Annotated in this window: 18 protein-coding genes; 11 read left to right on the forward strand and 7 right to left on the reverse strand. The window is 63.2% G+C overall.

Translation table 11 applies throughout. From position 1 onward, the window contains the following. The first annotated feature begins 46 nt into the window (after positions 1–46). The 4 genes from M8Q45_RS10545 to M8Q45_RS10560 all read left to right on the forward strand — a co-directional run bounded on the left by M8Q45_RS10545 (position 47) and on the right by M8Q45_RS10560 (position 4,656). Positions 47–568 carry an SgcJ/EcaC family oxidoreductase gene (locus M8Q45_RS10545; protein WP_249874674.1) on the forward strand — a complete coding sequence of 174 codons (522 nt, stop codon included), beginning with the start codon at positions 47–49 and terminating at the stop codon, positions 566–568. Positions 569–695: 127 nt separating this feature from the next. Further along, positions 696–1,205 carry a sigma-70 family RNA polymerase sigma factor gene (locus M8Q45_RS10550; protein WP_249874675.1) on the forward strand — a complete coding sequence of 170 codons (510 nt, stop codon included), beginning with the start codon at positions 696–698 and terminating at the stop codon, positions 1,203–1,205. Continuing rightward, positions 1,202–2,149 carry a FecR domain-containing protein gene (locus M8Q45_RS10555; protein ID WP_249874676.1) on the forward strand — a complete coding sequence of 316 codons (948 nt, stop codon included), beginning with the start codon at positions 1,202–1,204 and terminating at the stop codon, positions 2,147–2,149. Before M8Q45_RS10550 ends, M8Q45_RS10555 begins: the two co-directional genes overlap by 4 nt. 68 nt (positions 2,150–2,217) lie before the next feature. Then, a complete protein-coding gene (locus M8Q45_RS10560; protein WP_249874677.1) occupies positions 2,218–4,656 on the forward strand; it encodes a TonB-dependent receptor in 2,439 nt (812 codons plus the stop codon). Between the two features lie 724 nt (positions 4,657–5,380). Here M8Q45_RS10560 and M8Q45_RS10565 read toward each other — a convergent pair. From M8Q45_RS10565 to M8Q45_RS10575, 3 genes are all read right to left on the reverse strand, one after another. Next, entirely contained in the window at positions 5,381–5,755 is a 375-nt protein-coding gene (locus tag M8Q45_RS10565) for a response regulator transcription factor (protein WP_249874678.1), read from the reverse strand. A gap of 100 nt (positions 5,756–5,855) precedes the next feature. After that, a complete protein-coding gene (locus tag M8Q45_RS10570) occupies positions 5,856–6,506 on the reverse strand; it encodes a response regulator transcription factor (RefSeq protein ID WP_249874679.1) in 651 nt (216 codons plus the stop codon). A gap of 19 nt (positions 6,507–6,525) precedes the next feature. Next, complete coding sequence (locus tag M8Q45_RS10575) at positions 6,526–7,599, reverse strand: sensor histidine kinase (RefSeq protein ID WP_249877305.1); 1,074 nt, start codon at positions 7,597–7,599, stop codon at positions 6,526–6,528. A 390-nt stretch (positions 7,600–7,989) separates the two neighbouring features. Here M8Q45_RS10575 and M8Q45_RS10580 point away from each other — a divergent pair, with 390 nt between their 5' ends. After that, positions 7,990–8,931: a LysR family transcriptional regulator gene (locus M8Q45_RS10580; protein WP_283939029.1), complete on the forward strand. Its 942-nt coding sequence runs from the start codon at positions 7,990–7,992 to the stop codon at positions 8,929–8,931. 19 nt (positions 8,932–8,950) lie between these two features. Here M8Q45_RS10580 and M8Q45_RS10585 read toward each other — a convergent pair whose 3' ends face one another. Beyond that, entirely contained in the window at positions 8,951–9,970 is a 1,020-nt protein-coding gene (locus M8Q45_RS10585; protein ID WP_249874680.1) for a GlxA family transcriptional regulator, read from the reverse strand. Between the two features lie 207 nt (positions 9,971–10,177). Here M8Q45_RS10585 and M8Q45_RS10590 point away from each other — a divergent pair, with 207 nt between their 5' ends. The 5 genes from M8Q45_RS10590 (at position 10,178) to M8Q45_RS10610 (ending at position 15,988) form a co-directional block, all read left to right on the forward strand. After that, entirely contained in the window at positions 10,178–11,179 is a 1,002-nt protein-coding gene (locus M8Q45_RS10590; RefSeq protein ID WP_249874681.1) for an ABC transporter substrate-binding protein, read from the forward strand. 100 nt (positions 11,180–11,279) lie between these two features. Next, positions 11,280–12,245, forward strand: a complete 966-nt coding sequence (locus M8Q45_RS10595) for a helix-turn-helix domain-containing protein (RefSeq protein ID WP_249874682.1) — start codon at positions 11,280–11,282, stop codon at positions 12,243–12,245. 70 nt (positions 12,246–12,315) lie between these two features. After that, entirely contained in the window at positions 12,316–13,248 is a 933-nt protein-coding gene (locus tag M8Q45_RS10600) for a SphA family protein (protein ID WP_249874683.1), read from the forward strand. 10 nt (positions 13,249–13,258) lie between these two features. Then, positions 13,259–14,512 (forward strand): MFS transporter, encoded by a 1,254-nt coding sequence (locus tag M8Q45_RS10605; protein ID WP_249874684.1) that lies wholly within the window; start codon positions 13,259–13,261, stop codon positions 14,510–14,512. A gap of 18 nt (positions 14,513–14,530) precedes the next feature. Beyond that, positions 14,531–15,988 carry an amidase gene (locus tag M8Q45_RS10610; RefSeq protein ID WP_249874685.1) on the forward strand — a complete coding sequence of 486 codons (1,458 nt, stop codon included), beginning with the start codon at positions 14,531–14,533 and terminating at the stop codon, positions 15,986–15,988. A 78-nt stretch (positions 15,989–16,066) separates the two neighbouring features. Here M8Q45_RS10610 and M8Q45_RS10615 read toward each other — a convergent pair whose 3' ends face one another. The 3 genes from M8Q45_RS10615 to pdxR form a co-directional block, all read right to left on the reverse strand. Then, on the reverse strand, positions 16,067–16,471 hold the full coding sequence (locus M8Q45_RS10615; RefSeq protein ID WP_030140699.1) for a cupin domain-containing protein: 405 nt from the start codon (positions 16,469–16,471) through the stop codon (positions 16,067–16,069). A 270-nt stretch (positions 16,472–16,741) separates the two neighbouring features. Continuing rightward, positions 16,742–17,035 carry a putative quinol monooxygenase gene (locus tag M8Q45_RS10620; RefSeq protein WP_249874686.1) on the reverse strand — a complete coding sequence of 98 codons (294 nt, stop codon included), beginning with the start codon at positions 17,033–17,035 and terminating at the stop codon, positions 16,742–16,744. A 112-nt stretch (positions 17,036–17,147) separates the two neighbouring features. Next, positions 17,148–18,581 (reverse strand): MocR-like pyridoxine biosynthesis transcription factor PdxR, encoded by a 1,434-nt coding sequence (gene pdxR / locus M8Q45_RS10625; protein ID WP_249874687.1) that lies wholly within the window; start codon positions 18,579–18,581, stop codon positions 17,148–17,150. Positions 18,582–18,745: 164 nt separating this feature from the next. On the opposite strand from pdxR, the gene M8Q45_RS10630 reads away from it, so the two are divergent. Further along, positions 18,746–19,186 (forward strand): carboxymuconolactone decarboxylase family protein, encoded by a 441-nt coding sequence (locus M8Q45_RS10630; RefSeq protein WP_249874688.1) that lies wholly within the window; start codon positions 18,746–18,748, stop codon positions 19,184–19,186. Positions 19,187–19,245: the final 59 nt, after the last annotated feature.

A 19,245-nucleotide genomic window follows, 5' to 3' on the forward strand; every position in this document is an offset into this window, starting at 1 on the left:
AGCGAATCGGCAAAGTGGGGCCATTGAAACCCAAAGGAACACAACGATGAAAATGAAAACCTGTGCCATCGCCGCTTTTTTCCTGCTGGCCGCGCCATTTGTCCAGGCCGTGGAAACAGTGCCGTTCGTATACCGCACCGTCGCCGAGCAACCGCAGAAGCAAACTGACCGGGAAATAGCCGGGCTGTTCGACCGTTGGAACGCGGCCCTGCAAACCGGCAGCGCCAGTGCCGTGACAGCGCTCTACGCGCCGGACGCGATATTGCAACCGACTGTTTCCAACAAAGTTCGCAGCACGCCGGCGCAGATCCAGGATTACTTCGCACACTTCCTGACCGGCAAGCCGGTGGGCGTGATCAATTACCGGGAAATCCGTCACCTTGGGCCAGACGCCGCGATGGACAGCGGAGTCTATACCTTCACCCTGACCCAGGCGGACGGTACCAAGCGCGAAGTCCAGGCGCGCTACACCTTCCTCTACGAGCGACTCGACGGGCAGTGGAAGATCATCAACCATCATTCGTCGGCCATGCCCGAAGTGCCGAAGACACTCCACGCCAGCCATTGAGATCGGCGGCGCCCTGGTGATCCAGGGCGCCGGTTTCATACATTCGCGTATTAAAGCCTTGGAATAGACTGCGGATATTAATTAGAATCAGTCTCATTCACGACATTCTAGTCCAGGGCTTCCTCACATGCTTGATGCAGCAAAGCCGGCGGAGCACGCTCTCCACGCGTTGTACCGCGACCATGGCGGTTGGCTGGAGGCTTGGCTGAGGCGCCGCCTGGGAAACGCCTGGGATGCCGCCGACCTGCGCCAGGATACGTTCCTGCGTGTACTGTCCAGTACCCAGCCATTGGCCGAGCTGCATGAACCGCGGGCTTATCTGCTCACAGTGGGGAAGCGGCTGTTGAGCAATTTCTATACCCGCCGCAACCTGGAACAAGCCTATCTCGACGCCTTGGCGAACCTGCCGGAAGCCTGCGTACCGTCGCCGGAACAACGTTGGTTGCTGCTCGAGACCCTGCACGCCCTGGATGAACTGCTCGACGGCCTGCCGCCGCTGGTGCGCAGGGCGTTCCTGTGGAGCCAGCTCGAAGGGCTGGGCTACCGGGACATCGCCGAGCGCCTGCAGGTGTCCGAGCGCACCGTCAAGCGCTACATGGCGCAGGCTTATGAGCATTGCCTGCTGGTGGACCTTTGACTCGCCAGGCGCCGACGCCCGAGGCCCGCGAAGCCGCTCGCGCGGCAGCCCGGTGGCTGGCGATGATCGAGTCCGGCGAGAAGGGCGTCGACCACGTCGCGCTGCAACGCTGGCGTGATAGCCACGCCGAGCACGAAGCCGCGTGGCAGAAGGCCCAGCAACTGCGCCAGCGATTTGCCGGGGTACCGCCTTCGTTGGGCATGGCCACCCTTGATCGTCCGGCGCTGGCCCGCCGCGCCGTGCTCAAGCGCGCACTGGGCGTCGCCGCCCTGGTGCCAACGGCCTGGCTGTTGGGCCGCGAACTGCCGCTGGACGCCTGGCGCGCCGACTTGCACACCGCCACCGGTGAGCAACGCCGCTGGACCTTGGCCGATGGCAGCACCTTGCAGTTGAACACCGACAGCGCCGTGGACCTGGACCTCAAGGCCCGGCGCCTGGTGCTGGTGCGCGGCGAGATTTCCCTCAGGGTCAGCGGAACCACGCCTTTGGCGGTGCAAGGACCGTATGGCGTCATCACGATCGATCGAGGCGAAGCCTGTATCCGCCTGGATGAGCGCACCTGCCAGGCCTCGGTGCTCAGCGGCTCGGTGCTGTTGCAGCCGTTGCGCGGTCCATCGGTGAGGCTGGAAGCGGGGCAGCAAGTCGATCTGCAAGCCTTTGGCGCGGGGCCAGTCGACAGGTTCGACGTGGCACAGTTGGGCTGGCGCGACGGATTGCTCGTGGCGCACAACCAACCCCTTGGGGATTTCCTCCGTGAGCTGGACCGTTATCGTCCGGGCGTGTTGCGCTGGGACGAAACCCTGGAATCGCTTCGTATCACCGGCAGCTTCCGCCTGGACAACACCGATCGCATCCTCGCGTTGCTCTCGGCCAGCCTGCCGTTGGAGGTGCAGATGCGCACCCGCTACTGGGTCACCTTGACGCGGCGAAAAAACATCGCCTGAAGCCTGTCCCCTTTTTTTGTCTCGCTTGTCATTCCTGGCAACTGAACAAAAAACGAGAGCGTTCTCCCATGTCCGCAGTCACACCGTTGCACTTACGCCCGGCCGTCGCCGGCTGGCGTCCCCTGTTGAGACATCCCTTGTTGAAGCTGGGCTTGCTGATGAGCCTGAGTGCCAGCCCGTTTTTCATCGCGCCCAGCCAGGCAGAAGAAAGCGCCCGGCGCAGCTATCAAGTGCCGGCCGGCAGCCTCGGTGCTGCCTTGACTCGTTTCGCCGGGTTGGCGGGGGTCAATCTGTCGGTGGACCCGGCCCTGGTCCGCGGTCGCGACAGCGCCGGGCTCTCCGGTGAATATGGTGTGCAGGACGGTTTTGCGCGGTTACTGCAAGGGTCGGGCCTGCAATTGCAGCCTGTCGGGGAGCAGGCCTACATCCTGGTCCCGGCGCCCGAAGGCAGTAGCCTGCAACTGGCCCCGACCTCGATTCTCGGCACCAGCGGTTCGGTGGGCGATGAACCCTACGCTGGCGGTCAGGTGGCGCGCCGTGGTTCACAGGGGTTGCTCGGTTCCCGGGACTTCATGGAAACGCCGTTCAGCATGACCACCTACACCGGCGAGACGGTGAAGAACTTGCAGGCCCGGACATTGGGTGATCTGGTTGCCAGCGACCCTTCGGTGCGGGCCACCAACCCGGCGGGTGGCCGCTATGAGCAATTCACCATCCGTGGGTTGAGCCTGTTCAACAGCGATGTCGCCTACAACGGCCTCTACGGCATCTTGCCGACCTACACGATCGATATGGAGATGGCCGATCGCGTCGACATCCTCAAGGGGCCGACCCAGCTCATCAACGGAATCTCGCCGCGTGGCAGCGTCGGCGGCGGGATCAATGTGGTGCCCAAGCGTGCCACTGACCAGCCGATCACGTCCCTGACGGGCAGCTACGCCTCCGACAGCCAACCCGGCGCTGCGGTGGACGTCGGTCGCCGCTTCGGCGAGGACAACCAGTTCGGTGTTCGTTTCAACGGGGTGAAACAGTCCGGCGATACCGATTGGGATCATCAAAGCGTCGACCGCGAGATGGCGGTGCTGGGCCTGGATTTCCGTGGCGAGCGCCTGCGCCTTTCGACCGACATCGGCCACGCCGAACGTGATACCGATGCGCCCCAGGAGCGCGTCCAGGTGGCCGCCGCGGCGCCGATTCCCCACGCCAGCGACGTGCGTCGCAACTACGCCCAGCATTGGAGCAAGGCGCGTACCGAAGACACCTTCGGCGCGGTGAATGCCGAGTTCGACGTCAACGATTCCGTCATGCTCTACGGTGGCGCGGGAGCCCGTAAAAGCAATCATGATTTCCTGCGGCACAACGTGTTGGTCAGCAACGCCGCTGGCGACTTCACCGTGTCGCCTCGCGACTTTACCCGGGACGAAAATGTCCGTACTGCCAACGCCGGTGTGCGCAACTGGTTCCATACCGGGCCGGTGAGCCATGAGCTCAACCTGGCCGCCAGCTATTTCTACATGGATTTCGAAAACGGCGGCTCCCGTTATGCCAACGGTCGGAGCAACCTGTACAACCCGGTGCAGACACCGACGCCAAACGTCCCCACACGTCCCGATCCGAAGGTCTATACCGAGAACCACTTCAGCGGCGTCGCGCTGTCCGACACCCTGGGTTTGTTCGATGACCGCCTGCTGCTGACCCTCGGCGCCCGCTGGCAACGCGTGGAGGTCGATGACTGGTCCGATGGTGTCAAAAGCCGTACGGCCTATGACGAAGAAAAGGTCTCGCCGTCGGGTGGGATCCTGTTCAAGGCGACCGACAAGCTGTCCCTTTACGCCAATTACATGGAAGGCCTGAGCCAGGGCAAGATCGCGCCGACGTCTGCCGATAACCGTGACGAGATTTTCCCGCCGTTCATCAGCCGCCAGGTCGAAGTGGGCGCCAAGTACGATGCCGGCGCGCTTGCGGTCACCGCCGCGGTGTTCCGGATCAAACAGCCGGCCTATGCCACTGACGCCACGACCAACGACTTCGGTCCGAACGGCAAGCGTGAAAATACCGGCGTGGAACTGAGCGTATTCGGTGAACCGCTCAAAGGCGTGCGACTGCTTGGCGGCGTGATGTACATCGACAGCGAACTGACCGACACCACCAACCCCGCCTTCGACGGCAACCGGGCGCCGGCGACGCCGGAGTACAACGTCAACCTCGGCGCGGAGTGGGATGTGCCGACTGTGCAGGGGTTGACCCTGACCAGCCGAGGGATCTATTCCAGCTCGCAATACCTGGACCCGTCCAATACCAAGGAGATCGACTCCTGGGAACGTTTCGACGTTGGGGCGCGGTATGCCTTCAAGGTTGATGAGAAGAAGATCACCTTGCGGGCGAATATCGAGAACGTCGCGGACAAGCGGTATTGGAGTTCGGCGGGGGCTTCGGATGACAGTGAACCGGGGCTGACCTTGGCGACGCCTCGGACTTATCTGGTTTCGGCTACCGTGGATTTTTAGTCACACGCACTGGCCTCTTCGCGAGCAGGCTCGCTCCCACAGGGGCTGTGGTGTACATCACTGCTTTGGCCGCTGAATATCCAAATGTGGGAGCGAGCTTGCTCGCGATGGCGGTTTTACAGCCGATAGAGATGATGGATGTGCTGGCCTCTTCGCGAGCAAGCTCGCTCCCACAGGGGGCTGTGGTGTACATCACTGCTGTGGCCGCTGAAAGTCCAAATGTGGGAGCGAGCTTGCTCGCGAAAGCGGTGCCACAGTCGATGAAGAGGTTGGATGTGCTGGCCTCTTCGCGAGCAAGCTCGCTCCCACAGGGGGCTGTGGTGTACATCACTGCTTTGGCCGCTGAAAGTCCAAATGTGGGAGCGAGCTTGCTCGCGATGGCGGTTTTACAGCCGATAGAGATGATGGATGTACCGGCCTCTTCGCGAGCAAGCTCGCTCCCACAGGGGGCTGTGGTGTACATCACTGCTGTGGCCGCTGAATATCCAAATGTGGGAGCGAGCTTGCTTGCGATAGCGGTTTTACAGCCGATAGAGAGGTTGGACGTGCTGGCCTCTTCGCGAGCAAGCTCGCTCCCACAGGGGCTGTGGTGTACATCACTGCTGTGGCCGCTGAAAGTCCAAATGTGGGAGCGAGCTTGCTCGCGAAAGCGGTGCCACAGTCGATGAAGAGGTTGGATGTGCTGGCCTCTTCGCGAGCAAGCTCGCTCTCACAAAGGCAGTCCTCACGCCAACCGTTGCATCACCGATTCAATACAAGCCATCAACTCACCACAATCAAACGGCTTCGGAAATACCGCCACCGGCCCGCAAGGCCCTGTCTTGGCCAACGGCGGCACAACAGGCAAACCCGTGATAAAAATCAGCGGAATCCCAATGCCACGGGCACCGAGCTCGTCGCACAGTTGAATCCCGGTCATCCCCGGCATCTGGATGTCCGACAGCAGGCATGCGGTGTTTTCAAATCCAGCCGAAGACAAGAAATCGAGGGCGCTGGGGTAAGTCTTGACGCGGTAACCGTGGGAGCGCAGCAAACCATCCAATGCAACTCGAACCGATTCATCGTCATCGATAACTGAAACAATTGCGGTGTCGGACATTTCGAAACCTGGCAGTAATGTCAGGTAGCCATGAAGGCGACCCTGTCACTGCACGATACGCTGTCCAAAAGCCGCGGCTAGTATACGTGGGTATGAACGTTCAACGGTCGCGACCCGGTTCCAGGGCCTGGGCCATGCGCACCAGGTCGGCAAATGAACGTGCGCCCATTTTGCGCATGGCCTGGCCACGGTGGATCTTGACGGTGATCTCGCTCAAGCCGATCTGCCCGGCGATCTGCTTGTTCATCAGCCCCGACGCGGCCAGCTCCATCACCTGGCGTTCCCGGAGGGTCAGGGTGGCGTGGCGTTCATGGAGCGCCTGTTGGTTGCGCTCGGATTCGCGACGCAGCCGGTCACGCTGGTGGGCCAGGGACACCGCATCGATCATGTCCTGTTCGCGAAACGGCTTGGTCAGGAAGTCCACCGCACCGGCCTTCATCGCCCGCACCGTCATGGCGATGTCGCCGTAGCCGGTCATGAATACGATCGGCAAATGAATGTCGGCGCGCGCCAATTGCTGCTGGAAATCCAACCCGCTGGTGCCACGAAGGCGCACGTCGAGCAGCAGGCAACTGGGCGTGTCGGGGCGCGGATGGTCCATGAAGTCCGCCACCGAGTCGAACAGCTCGACGCGTAGACCAATGGAACGCAGCAGGCTGCGCAGGGCTTCGCGCAGCGATGCATCGTCATCGACCACGTAGACGATGGGGTCATGCGCGGGGGCAGGGTGAGTGGCGTGGCTTGGGGGCATGGTCGGCGTCCGGGACAAGTCAGGCGTTGGAAATCAATGGCAGCGAAAACATGAAGGAGGTGCCTCGGCCTGCCTCGCTGGTGGCCCAGATCCTGCCGTCATGAAAGTCGATGATGGAGCGGCAGATGGACAGGCCAATGCCCAAGCCGTTTGCCTTGGTGGTGAAAAACGGATTGAACAACGAGGGCAGGACCTCGGCGGCGATGCCAATGCCTTGGTCCGCCACCTCCAGCAGCACCTCGCGTCCTTGGGGCCAGGTGCGCACATAAAGGGTTCGCTCCCGTACCGCAATGGTCTCCATGGCGTGGCACGCATTGCTGATCAGGTTGATGATCACCTGCTGCAATTGCACCCGGTCAGCGCTGACGTGGCTGGGCGTCGTCGCGAGCTCCAGCTTCACGCTGACTTTGTGCTGGGCCAACTGGTGGCGCACCAGGTCCAGCGATTCCCTGACGATCGGCTCCAGGCACTCGGGCCGGCGCAGGGGGTCGCATTTGCGCGCCATCGCCCGGGTACGATTGATGACGTCGCTGGCGCGGGAGGCGTTGGCGACGATCCGGTCCAACGAGTCGAGGGCTTCCTTGAGGTCGGGAACCGGGCGCTCCAGCCAGCGGCGACAGGCTTCGCCGCTGCTGGTGATGGCCGTCAGCGGCTGGTTCACTTCGTGGGCGATGGAGGCGGCCATTTCCCCCAGGGAGGTCAGCCGGGTGGCGTGGGCCAACTGGGCCTGGGCCTCGATCAGGTATGCCTGGTTATGCCGCAGGCTGTCCGAGGCCTGTTTGCTGCGCAGCGCCAGGAACCCGATGGCCGACAGGGCGGTCAGGCAGCGGAAGAACCCCGTGGTCGAATCCCAGCGATGATAGCCGCCGTTGTACAGGAACATCGCCGTCAACAGGAACATGCACAGCAGGGCGACGGTGATCACCAGGTTGATGGAAAACAGATTCGCCGCCATCAACAGCAAGGTGATGTAGAGCAGCGTTGGCGCCAGGTCGGAGTGGGTTTCGGAGTTGATGATGACAATCCCGCAGGCCACCACCAGGCCGACTGCCCAGCCCAGGGCATTGACCAGCGGGTGGGTGCTGATGCCCATCGAGGGCCCCGACGCCTTGGGGCAAGGGTTGGACCGCAGGCTGTGGTAGACGCTCTTGAACATCATGGCGGGTGTGGGCACGCTGCAGGCCTTTTGTTTTACTGATCCAACCCCCGGCGACGGAGGAAACAGGGCATCGGTCCTGATCTTAAAAGGTGCCCTCGGCCGGTGGTAGGACATAAAACCCTGAAATCCCGCCAACCCTGGCAGTCTTCCCATATACCCAGGTATCGGTGGCTCGACCCTAAGCGTGGGCGGGCTGTCCTCCGGTACAACAGACGTGCGCCGGGCCTTGGCGTAACCTTCAAACATTCCGCCGCCGTCGGCCCTGCAATACGCTCCGGGTGCGACTTTCCTTGAATCATTGGCCCTGTGCCTGGAATGGCTACCATGATGAGCAGAAATGACCTGCGTCGTGCTGACATCAATCTGCTGGTTGTCTTCGAAACCTTGATGCACGAGCGAAATGTCACCCGCGTGAGCGAGAAGCTGTTCCTCGGTCAACCGACCATCAGCGCCGCCCTGGCGCGTTTGCGCGTGATGTTCGACGACCCCTTGTTCATTCGCGCGGGCCGGTTCATGGAGCCGACGTCGCGGGCAGAGGAGATTTTTTCCAACCTGTCCCCGGCGCTGGACGGAATCGCCGCCGCCTTGAGTCGCTGCCAGGCGTTCGACCCCGCCACCAGCGATGCGACATTCCACGTCGGCCTGTCCGATGACGTCGAATACGCCTTGCTCCCGGACTTGTTGCATCGCCTGCGTGTCGAAGCGCCCGGCACGACGCTGGTGGTGCGCCGCGCCGATCAGTGGCAGATGTGCCAGTTGCTGGCATGCGGCGAGATCACCGTCGGGATCAGTCACACCCTGGAGCTGCCGGCCAATGCCCGGCGCAAGGTGTTGCGGCCGATCCGGCCCATGTTGTTGCGGGCCGATTCGCGCGCCGGCGAATTGTCCCTGGATGAATTCTGTCGCCGGCCCCATGCGGTGGTTTCGTCCATGGGGCACGTGATCGATGACTCCGATCGCGCGTTGAGCCTGGCGGGCCGGCATCGGCGGGTCGTGCTGACGGTGCCCCAGTTCAGTGCGTTGCCGAGGTTGCTGGCCGACAGCGACATGATCGCCATCGTGCCCGACTATGTTGCACAGGCCATGGCGATGGCGACGGGCTTGCGGGCGGAGGCGGCGCCAATCCTGTTGCCGGAACATGAACTGACGATGGTCTGGCGCGGGACCTCCCATAATGATCCGGGCGAGTGTTGGTTGCGCTCCCGGTGCTGTGCGTTCCTTGCCGAGGGGGCCGATTCACGCCCTCAAGCCCGGCAGGTGGCTTGAAGGGATGGCGCCGTTCGCCTCAACGGGAGAAACGGTTGCGATACTCACGAGGTGAAATCGCCAAATGCCGCTGGAACGTATGACGCATCCGCTCTTCGTCGCCGAAGCCGCACGAGCGAGCGATCTGGTCGATGTTGCGCTCGGAGTCCTCCAACAATCTTCGCGCGGCTTCGAGGCGGAACATCTCCACGGCCTTGGCCGGGGTTCGCCCGGTCTGGCGCTTATAGACCCGGGCGAAATTGCGCGGGCTCATCCGCGCCTGCTGCGCCAGTCGCTCGATGGTCAGGTCGGCCTCGTCCAGGTGCTCGGCGAGCCATGCGTGCAATTCATCGAACCCGGCGCTGTCCTCGGTTTGCGACAGCAGTAACTGGCTGAACTGCGCCTGCCCGCCGGGCCGCTTGAGAAACACCACCAGTTCCCGCGCCACTTGCAGCGCGACATCGCGACCGCAGTCGGCCTCCACCAGCGCCAGGGCCATGTCGATGCCGGCGCTGACACCCGCCGAGGTCCAGACCTTGTCCTGCTGGATGAAAATGGCGTCGAGGTCGACTTCGATCAAGGGGAAGCCGCTCTTGAGCATCTCGCACATGGCCCAGTGCGTGGCGGCGCGGCGACCATCGAGCAAGCCAGCCTGGGCCATGAGGAAGGTCCCGCTGCACACCGACGCCGTGCGCCGGGCCTTGGTCGAGGCGGCGCGCAGCCAGTCCACCAGGTCGACACAATCAAGCATTGCCTGGCGAATGTCCGGGGCACCCGGCACGATCAGTGTGTCGACGCTGACGTCGTCGAATTCACGCAGGGAAGAGGTGAGCACCACCAGGCCTTCGGCGGTCTGCATCAACCCACCGTCCAGGCTCGCGGTGTGCATCCGGTAGCCGGGCAGGCCGCGTTCAGCCATGGCTTTGGTGGCCGCCCAGAAAACCGTCTGGGCGCCAGTCAGGTCGAGCAGGCCCATCTGCGGGTAGGCGAGGAAGACCAGCGCGCGCGGTTGGGACATCGACTCGGCGGCGATGCGAATGTCTTGGGTCATCTCGTTCATGGTCGCGTCTGCTCGGTTCTGGCGCAGTAGAAGGGAGGCGGTGCGCAGCGCAGCGCCGGGTGCCTCTGGCTGATTAATCCTCTGCCTGCCCATTGTCAATGGCGCATTGCATCACCCAGTGATATGCATATGCGATACAGGTATTTAAATTTTGTTTTTTATAGCTTTACAGTCGGTGCCTGACTTCATTCACGAGAGGCCCCGGCCATGGCGTTCAAGCGCCCCGTACCACTTGTTTTCTTGGCGGCAAGCTTGCTGATAGGGCCGTTGGCCCATGCGGAAGGCAAGATCAGCATCGCCCAGCAATTCGGCATCGGTTATTTGATCCTCGACGTCGTGCGCGACCAGCAGCTTATCGAGAAGCACGGCAAGGCCCAGGGCATTGATATCAAGGTGGACTGGAACAGCATTTCCGGCGCGACCGCGATGAACGAGGCCTTGCTTACCGGCGCCCTCGACGTGGTGTCGGCGGGCGTGCCACCGATGCTGACGATCTGGGATCGGACCCGGGGCAAGCAGAACGTCAAGGCCATCGCATCGCTGGGCTCGATGCCCAACTATTTGCTGACCAACAACCCGGCGATCAAGTCGCTCAAGGATTTCACCGACAAGGACCGGATCGCGGTGCCGGCGGCCGGGGTCGGGTTCCAGTCGCGCACGTTGCAGATCGAGACGGCCAAGGCATTCGGCAACGACCGCTACAAGAAATTCGACGATATCTCGGTCAGCCTCCCGCACCCGGACGCAACGGCCGCGCTGATCGCTGGCAAGTCGGAAATCAATTCGCACTTCTCCAGCCCGCCGTTCCAGTACCAGGCGCTGCAGAACCCCAACGTGCACAAAGTCCTCAGTTCCTATGACGTGCTCGGCGGGCCGGCGACGTTCAATGTGCTCTACACCACGGAAAAATTCCACGACGAAAATCCGATGACCTACAAGGCGTTCTACGACGCGCTTGTCGAAGCACAAACCCTCATCAAGGCTGACAAGGCCGCTGCCGCCCAGACCTATATCCGGGTGGAGCAATCCAAGCTGCCGCTGCCCCTGGTGGAGAGCATCGTCACCGACCCGGAAATCGACTTCACCGTCGTGCCGCAGCGCACCTACATCTATGCCGAGAAGCTGCATGAGCTGGGTGTGTTGAAAAACAAGGCCGACAGTTGGAAGGATTATTTCTTCGAGGAGGCCCACGGCGGCGCCGGCAGTTGATTAGCCGTTTTCGGCACAATCGAGCGAGCGGCCTGCCGGGCGGAATGGAACTTGCCTGACCTTCGATCCATGAACCCTGGAAATCTCGAAGGTCGGGTTAATGAACGACGATATGGCGAATGCACTGCCGACGCAGCCGATCAATCGGTTCCGCACCGGCGACATTGACGAACACGCGCGGAACATGGGCGGATGGCAGGTCAGCTACGACCAGTTGACGCCGGGACACTTCGAGGGCGAACTGATCGAGTTTCGTTCGCAGTGGATGCAGTTGGTGCGCGACCGCTCTAATCAGGCCATGACCAAGCGTGGCATGGCGTGGGAGGGTGCGATCACTTTCAGCGTGCCGCTGAGCGCCGACGGCCCGGTGTTCTGTTCCGGCCACCCGATTGTCGAGCCCAGCCTGATGGTGGCGCGTGGGCGGAACTTGCCGGACCTGCGTACGCCGCAGCATCTGGACCTGCTGGGTGTCGCGGTCGAAGAGCAAGCGTTGGAACACCTGCTGGAACGCCAGGGCAGCGCCTTTCGAATTACCGATCTTCCCAAGTGTTACCGTCTCGGCGATTCAACCTTGCCGGCTGAACTGGCCGCTTTGTTCGATGAGCTGGAAGGGGGCGGGCAGGGACGCGCGTCATTGTTGGGCCACGAGTCGATCCGCCGTGGCCTGCGCGACACGGTGATGCTGCATTTCCTCGAACTGGTGGCGCCGGACGAGGCACCGCCGCTGCCCCCGACGGCCCGCAAGCGCATGGTCGACCGGGCTCGGGAATATGCCTTGGCCCATCTCGACGAGCCGCTGTCGATCCTGGACCTGTGCAACCACATCGGTGCCAGCCGCCGCAAATTGCAGTATTGCTTCCAGGAAACCCTCGGCATCAACCCGGTGGCCTATTTGCGTGCGCTGCGCCTCAATGCCGTGCGCCGCGAACTGCGCCTCGGTACCCAAGGCGTGCAAGAAGTGGCGGCGCGCTGGGGCTTCTGGCACCTGAGCCGATTCGCCAGTGACTATCGCACCCTGTTTGGCGAAACCCCTTCGCAAACCCTGCGTCGCACGCATCTGTGCTGAAAACGGATAACGGCTCGCGCACCCGCTCCCTAGGATGACCCCACACCACACAGCTGGGATGGGGCATTCGATGAATCAGAATAAAAAGAACAATCTGCGGCGTCTTGCGTGGTTCGCCTTCGGGCTGATTGGCGCCAGCGCCGTGGCCAACGGTACCGAGAACGGCGCGCCGACCACCGCGTACGGGGTCTACGATTTCGGCGCCGGCATGATGCCGCCCGCCACCCCCTTCGGGACTGTCGGGCTGCGCACGGCGTTCTATTCGGCCAATGTGCAAAAGGATCGCCACGGCCGCTCGCGGGACAACAATCTCTCCCTCGACGTGCTGTCCATCGGCGTTGCCTACCTGCACATGACCGACTCCACCGTGCTGGGCGCCAAGTACGGCTATGGCGCGGTGGTGCCGTTCTTCAAGATGGATGCTTCGGTGCGGGTACAGACCCCGGTCGGGCCGCTGGACCTGGAGGCCGATCCGTTTCGCCTCGCCGACATCCAGGTGTTGCCGGTGATCCTGCAATGGACGCTGTCACCGAACCTGTTCATCAACGCCCAGTTGCAGATCCAGGCGCCGACCGGCGATTACGACGAGGACCGGCTGATCTCGCCGGGCCTCAATCATTGGACGTTCTCGCCGATTCTCAACGCGACCTACCTCTCTGACACCGGTTTCGAGGTGTCGTCCAGCTTTGAAGTCGACGTCAACACGCGCAACCACGCAACCGACTACAAGAATGGCGTCGAGTATCGCCACGAATTCGCCGTGGGCCAGCATGTGGGCCCCTGGACGCTGGGTGTGGGCGGCTATTACTACCGCCAGTTCACCGACGACGATGCCCCGGGGCTGGAGGCGGGCAATCGCGCACGGGTGATGGCCGCCGGGCCGGCGGTGGGCTATTTCAAGCCGGGCATGCCGCCGGTCTGGCTGCATGTGTACAAAGAGTTCGATGCACGAAACCGCGCCGAAGGCTACACCACCGCGCTGCGCATTTCCCACAGTTTCTAAGGGGCTCGCCATGAAGCAATCAAGTTCCGTTTCAACGGCTGCGTCGCGCCAGGCGGTTGGCCGGCGTGAAGGGTGGGTGCTGATGCTGGGCAGCAGCCTGACGATCATGGGCTCGGTGATGGTCACGCCCATACTTCCCCGATTGGGCGCCGAGTTCGGCCCCCTTGAGCCTCGCGCCGATCTGCTGGTGCCGTTGGCGATCACCGGGCCGGCGCTGGCGATTGCCCTTTGCGCGCCGCTTGCCGGCTGGTTGGCCGACCGGATCGGGCGCAAGGCGCTGCTGGTGATCGCCACGTTGCTCTACGCCTTGCTCGGCGCGTTGCCGGCGCTGCTCGACAACCTGCAGGGTATCGTCATCGCGCGGTTGCTGTTTGGCTGTGCCGAGGCGGCGGTGATGACCTGTTGCGCCACGTTGATTGCCGACTATTGGCACGGCGAGGAACGTTTGCGCTACGTCAACCGGCAGGTGGTGACGATCGGCCTGGTCGGGGCGCTGTTTTTTGTCGTCGGCGGGGCACTTGGGGAGCATTCCTGGCGCTCGCCGTTTCTCTTGTATCTGCTGCCGTTGCTGTTGGTGCCCGCCATGATGAAAGTCCTGTGGGAGCCACCCGTGACGAAGTCGCCGGTGACTGAACCGCAGGCTGGCGATTCAGCGCCGACCAAGGTGGCGGTTCCGCAATTGCTGGTGGGCTACCTGATGATCGTATGGGGCATGGTCCTGACGTTTGTGATGCCGATCCAGGCGCCGACGCTGCTGGTCGGCCTGGGCGTGACGTCTAGCACGATGATCGGGCTGTCGGCGGGCTTGAGCCTGCTGGCGACCCTCGGTGGTTCTCTGGGCTGGCCGTTGCTGCGTCGGCGTTTCGGGATTGCCGGTTGCAACGCGCTGTTGTTGGCGCTGATGGGGCTCGGCCTCTGCCTGTTGGTGCGAGCGCAAAGCTACAACGCCGTGCTGCTCGCGGTGTTCGTCCAGGGCCTGGGCGCCGGGCTGCTGGTGCCCAACGTGATGGCGCCCGTCATGAATGCCCTGACCACCCGCACTCGCGGCCGTGGCCTGGGTGGTTTCACATCGTTCCTCTATATCGGCCAGTTCATCAGTCCGTTGGTGGTGGCGTTCGTCGGTGCCTATGCCGGTGATTTGCGTCAATCGATCCAATGGCTGGCCTTCGCCGGCCTTGCCGCTGCGCTGCTGTGGGTGGCTGTCGGCTTGCGCGCGCGGGGTAATGGCCAGGCGCGCATCGCCCAATCTCGTCAATCGTCCTGAAGCAAGGAAACTGAAAACATGAGCCTGCAAGACATTCACTCATTGATGGACATCGAAGATGCCATGGGGCTGGCCGAGTGGGTCCGGCGCGGTGAGGTCCAGCCCGGCGAACTGCTGGAGACCGCCATCGAGCGCCTGGAACGGGTCGAGCCGCAACTCAACGCCGTGGCGGAGCGGCTGTACGATTCGGCACGGGAGGCGGCGCGTTCGCCGGAAGCCGGGCAAGGGCTGTTCGCTGGCGTGCCAACCTTGATCAAGGATCTGTTTTCCCCGGTCCAGGGCGCGGCGATGACCAACGGTTCCCGTTCGTTGGGGGACTGTCGTGCGGATTTTGAATCGGACGTGGTCACGCGATTGAGGCGGGCCGGCTGCCAGGTGATGGGCACCAGCACATCGCCGGAGTTCGGCACGTCCTATTCCACCGAGTCCGTGCGTTTCGGCGCTACGCGCAACCCGTGGAATACCGAGCGCAGCGCCGGCGGCTCCAGCGGTGGCGCGGCGGCGCTGGTGGCGGCAAGGGTGGTGCCGTTCGCCCACGGCAACGATGGCGGCGGTTCGTTGCGGGTGCCGGCATCCTGTTGTGGTGTGTTCGGGTTCAAGCCCAGCCGTGGACTGCTGCCGTCGGGACCGATGATCGGCGAAGGTTGGGCCGGCATGGGCACGCCCCACGCCATCACCCTGTCGGTGCGCGACAGCGCCGCGCTGCTGGACGCCACCGCCGGGATCGACCTGGGCGCGCCCTATGCCGCGCCGGTCCAGGCGCTGGCGTATGTGACGGCCGTGCAACGTGATCCGAAGCCGTTGCGCATCGCCCTGGTCGAACACGTCGGCCCCTGGGCCACGTCCGCGCCAAGCTTGCAGGCACTGGGCGAGGCCGCCCGCTTGTGTGAAAGCCTGGGGCACCGCGTCGAGCCGGTGAATCTGCCGGTGGCGTTGCCGGAGTTTCTCGACCAGGTCTTCACCATCATTGGCGCCAGCACGCGGCATTACGTCGAGGTGCTGGGCCAGATGCGCGGGGCTGCGGTGCAGGCGGAGGAACTGGAAGTGCGCACCCGGATCATCCTGCGGGACAAGGGCAACGTCAGTGGCGCGCAGTATGCCGGCGCCGTGGAATGGATCCATGCCTTGGGTCGCCGGTTCGCGATGTTCATGCAGGACTACGACGTAATCCTCAGCCCGGTCCTGACTCGGGAGCCGGTGCTCATTGGTGAGTTGGAGGTGCATGACGTTTGCGTGAGCCTCGAACAGCTCATCGAGCGCGTCCACAGTTATTCGCCATTCACCGCGCTGTTCAATGCCACCGGGCAACCGGCGATGTCGGTACCGCTGGCCTGGAGCGCCAACGGCCTGCCCGTGGGTGCGCATTTCGCCGGCCGGTTCGGCGAGGAGAGCACCTTGCTCGCCCTGGCCGCCCAACTGGAAAGGGCCCAGCCTTGGCGGGCGCGGGTGCCTGCGGTCAATGCTCGCCGTAGCTAAAGCACGCGGCTCACCTCCTGTGGGAGCGAGCTTGCTCGCTCCCACAAGGTGCCCTGAGGTGAGAAAGCTGCGACAGGGTCAGTTCTTCAGCGGAATCAGCACCGCTTCATCCTCGCCCATCACCATGAACACCAGCAGCTTGGCCGGTTGGGTGGCGCTGGCGTTCTTCGACACCAGGTGCTCGGAACCAGCGGCTTCGTACCAGAACTCGCCAGCCTTGTAGGTGATCGCGGGTTCCCCCTTGACCTGGGACGTGATAGCGCCTTCGAGCACGTAGGCCATGGCGGTGCCGTCATGCTTGTGGGCGATGGACGACTGGCCCGGCGCATAATCGACGGTCAGCATCATGGCTTTTTTGCCGGGCAGGTTTTTCAGCAGCTTCTCTTGCAGCACCTGGACCTTCTCCGACGGCCCGGTTTCGTGAGCGTAGAGCGGGGCAATGGGAAGCAGGCTCAGGGCGGCGATCAGGTAGAGCGTTTTCATGGGGCGGGACCTGTGTGGTTTGGAGTGAGTTCGCCTTCACCCTAAGCCCCAAGATACCGGAGACAAACGTCCAATTTTTTGAAAGATGGGTAGACCACCGTGGCGAAAGCGCCTGCTCCCGCTATGTAGGAGCTGCCGAGCGAAGCGAGGCTGCGATCTTTTGATCCTGCAACTCAAGTGCCTGAAGAAGATCGCAGCCTCGCTTCGCTCGGCAGCTCCTACAGGATCCAGCGGGAGCAGGCGCCCTCGGCACGCAAGAGATGAGCGCGCTCACACCACCGGGAAACTGTTGAAGTCCACGCTTCGAGCCAGGCGGCTTTCCAGCAAGCTGATGAAGCCCTGCACTTCGGGGCAGTTGAAGTGGGCCTGCATGTCCGCTTCCGATCGCCAGCGGGCGCTGACGTTCCAGCGATCATTGTCCTCAGGGCAGCGGTCGACCATGTAGGCGTCGCAGCCTGGCAAGGCTCGCAGGGTTTCGACGATTTGCTGCAACTGCCGGCCCAGTTCTTCCGAGCGCCCGGCGGCGGCCTGCACCTGAACGGTGTTGATCACTTGGCGAGACATTGTCCTGGCTCCTGAATCAAGTGGAACGGGATCTAATCACATCCGAGCAGGATAGGCCCGACGGGGCAAGGCTAAAACAGCCAATGGGCGGATAAATGCAAAGTCCAATCGATCAGGCAACCTGCTGCAGGATGTCTCGCAGACGGTTCAGGGCGATATCGATGTCGAGCAGTTCAATGGCGCCGAAACCCAGCATCAGGCCTGGACGCACCGGCGCCTCGTTAAAGAAACCGTCGAGGCTGTAGAGCCCGACTTCGGCTTTCTTCGCCAATTCAATCACCAATGGCAGGTCGATGGGCACCTTGCACAGCACGGCCATATGGAAACCCGCCGTGGTGGGCACGGCCTCGAACCAGGGCGACAGGTCGTCGGCCATGCGCGCCAGGATCCGCTCGCGCCGGCCGGCATACAGCGCGTGGCAGCGGCGGATGTGCTTGAGCAGACAGCCCTCGGCAATGAACTTCGCCAGTGCCCATTGGGGCAGGGTGGAGGTGTGCTGGTCGGTGAGGCGCTTGGCCAGGATCACCGCCTCGAGAATCGCCGGTGGCAGGATCGCGTAGCCGAGCCGCAGCTCCGGCAGCAAGGTCTTGGAAAAGGTCCCGACGTACGCCACGATCCCGCGCTCGTCCATGCTCTGCAACGAGTCGGTGGGTCGGCCTTCATAGCGGAATTCACTGTCATAGTCGTCTTCGATGATGATCGCCCCGAGTTCATAGGCTCGCGCCAGCAGGGCCTCGCGCCGGGGCTGGCTCATGGGCATGCCCAAGGGGAACTGATGGGACGGCGTCACGTAGATCAGCCGCGTGCCGTCCGGAATCAAGTCCACGCGCATGCCTTGCTCATCCACCGGCACCCCGGCCACCGTCGCGCCATGGGAACCGAACAGCAGGCGAGCGGGCGGGTAGCCGGGGTCCTCCATGGCGACCAGGCTGCCGGGGCGGGTCAGTACCCTGGAAATCAGGTCGAGGGCCTGTTGCGCCCCGTTGCACACCACCACGTCGTCGTCCTGGCAGTTGACCCCGCGGGAAAATGCGATGTGCCGGGCGATGGCGTTGCGCAGCGCCGGCAAGCCTTCGGGCTGGCTGTAGAAACCCTTGGCGTTGGCGATCTGGCGCAGGGCATGGGCGGTGCAGCGACGCCAGTCGTCCAGCGGAAACTGGCCCTTGCCGGTCGCGCCGCCGATGAAGTCATAGCGCAGCGCGCTCTCGGGCGGCGGGTGGCGCAGCAGGTCCGGCATGTTGCGCCAGGTCTCGACGACATCGGCGCCGGCGAGCTCGCGATGGCTTTGCTTACGCACGATGCTGGCCGGGCGCGCATTGACATAGGTGCCCTTGCCGATGACGCCAGTGAGGAGGTTTTCGTAGGTCAGTTGCGCGTAGGTGTCGGAAACGGTCTTGCGCGAAATGCCCAGTTGCTCGGCCAGCAGGCGACTGGGCGGCAGTTGCGTGCCGGCGGCCAGCCGACCGCTTTCGATGGCGCTGCGCAATTGTCGATACAACTGGCCCGTCAGGTCCTTGCGGCCGTTGATGACGACATGAAGTTCCATACCCGTGGGCTCCTGGGTGATCGTTTCGGCAAGGGCCAGTGACGCAAGATTACCCGCAATGCGCCGCAGCGGAGAAGTTGCGTGGGCGTTTACCGCAGAATTGGACCTGTCGCGGAGGGCTCCGACGTCCTACCGTGGTTTTACCAACCACTACGGAGCCCACCATGAGCCCGCGTCTCGATTACTACAGTGCATCCCCGGGGGCGATGCGGGCGATGATCGGCCTGGAAGCGCTGACCAGTCGCCTGAGCATCGACCCGGCATTGCTGAACCTGATCAGGATTCGCGCCTCGCAACTCAACGGCTGCGCGTTCTGCACCGACATGCACTCGGTGGACGCGCGCCGCCAGGGCGAGACGGAGCGACGTCTCTATGCGGTGGCGGTATGGCGCGACAGCGGCTTTTTCAGCGACCGCGAAAGGGCTGCCCTGGCCTGGACCGAGGCGGTCACTTTATTGGCCGAAAGCCAGGTGCCAGATGACGTCTATGCGCTGGCCTGCGCCAGTTTTAGCGAAGAAGAACTGGTGGACCTGACACTGGCGATCAGTACGATCAACAGTTGGAACCGGTTCGCGGTGAGCTTTCGACAGAGTCCGGGGGGCTAGGTTGTTCTTGCGCGGCGGTCTGGGAGCCGACTTGATGATCGCATTTCCCCTGTGGGAGC

It is taken from the genome of Pseudomonas sp. T1.Ur, from assembly GCF_023516725.1.
Taxonomy (GTDB): Bacteria; Pseudomonadota; Gammaproteobacteria; order Pseudomonadales; family Pseudomonadaceae; genus Aquipseudomonas; species Aquipseudomonas alvandae.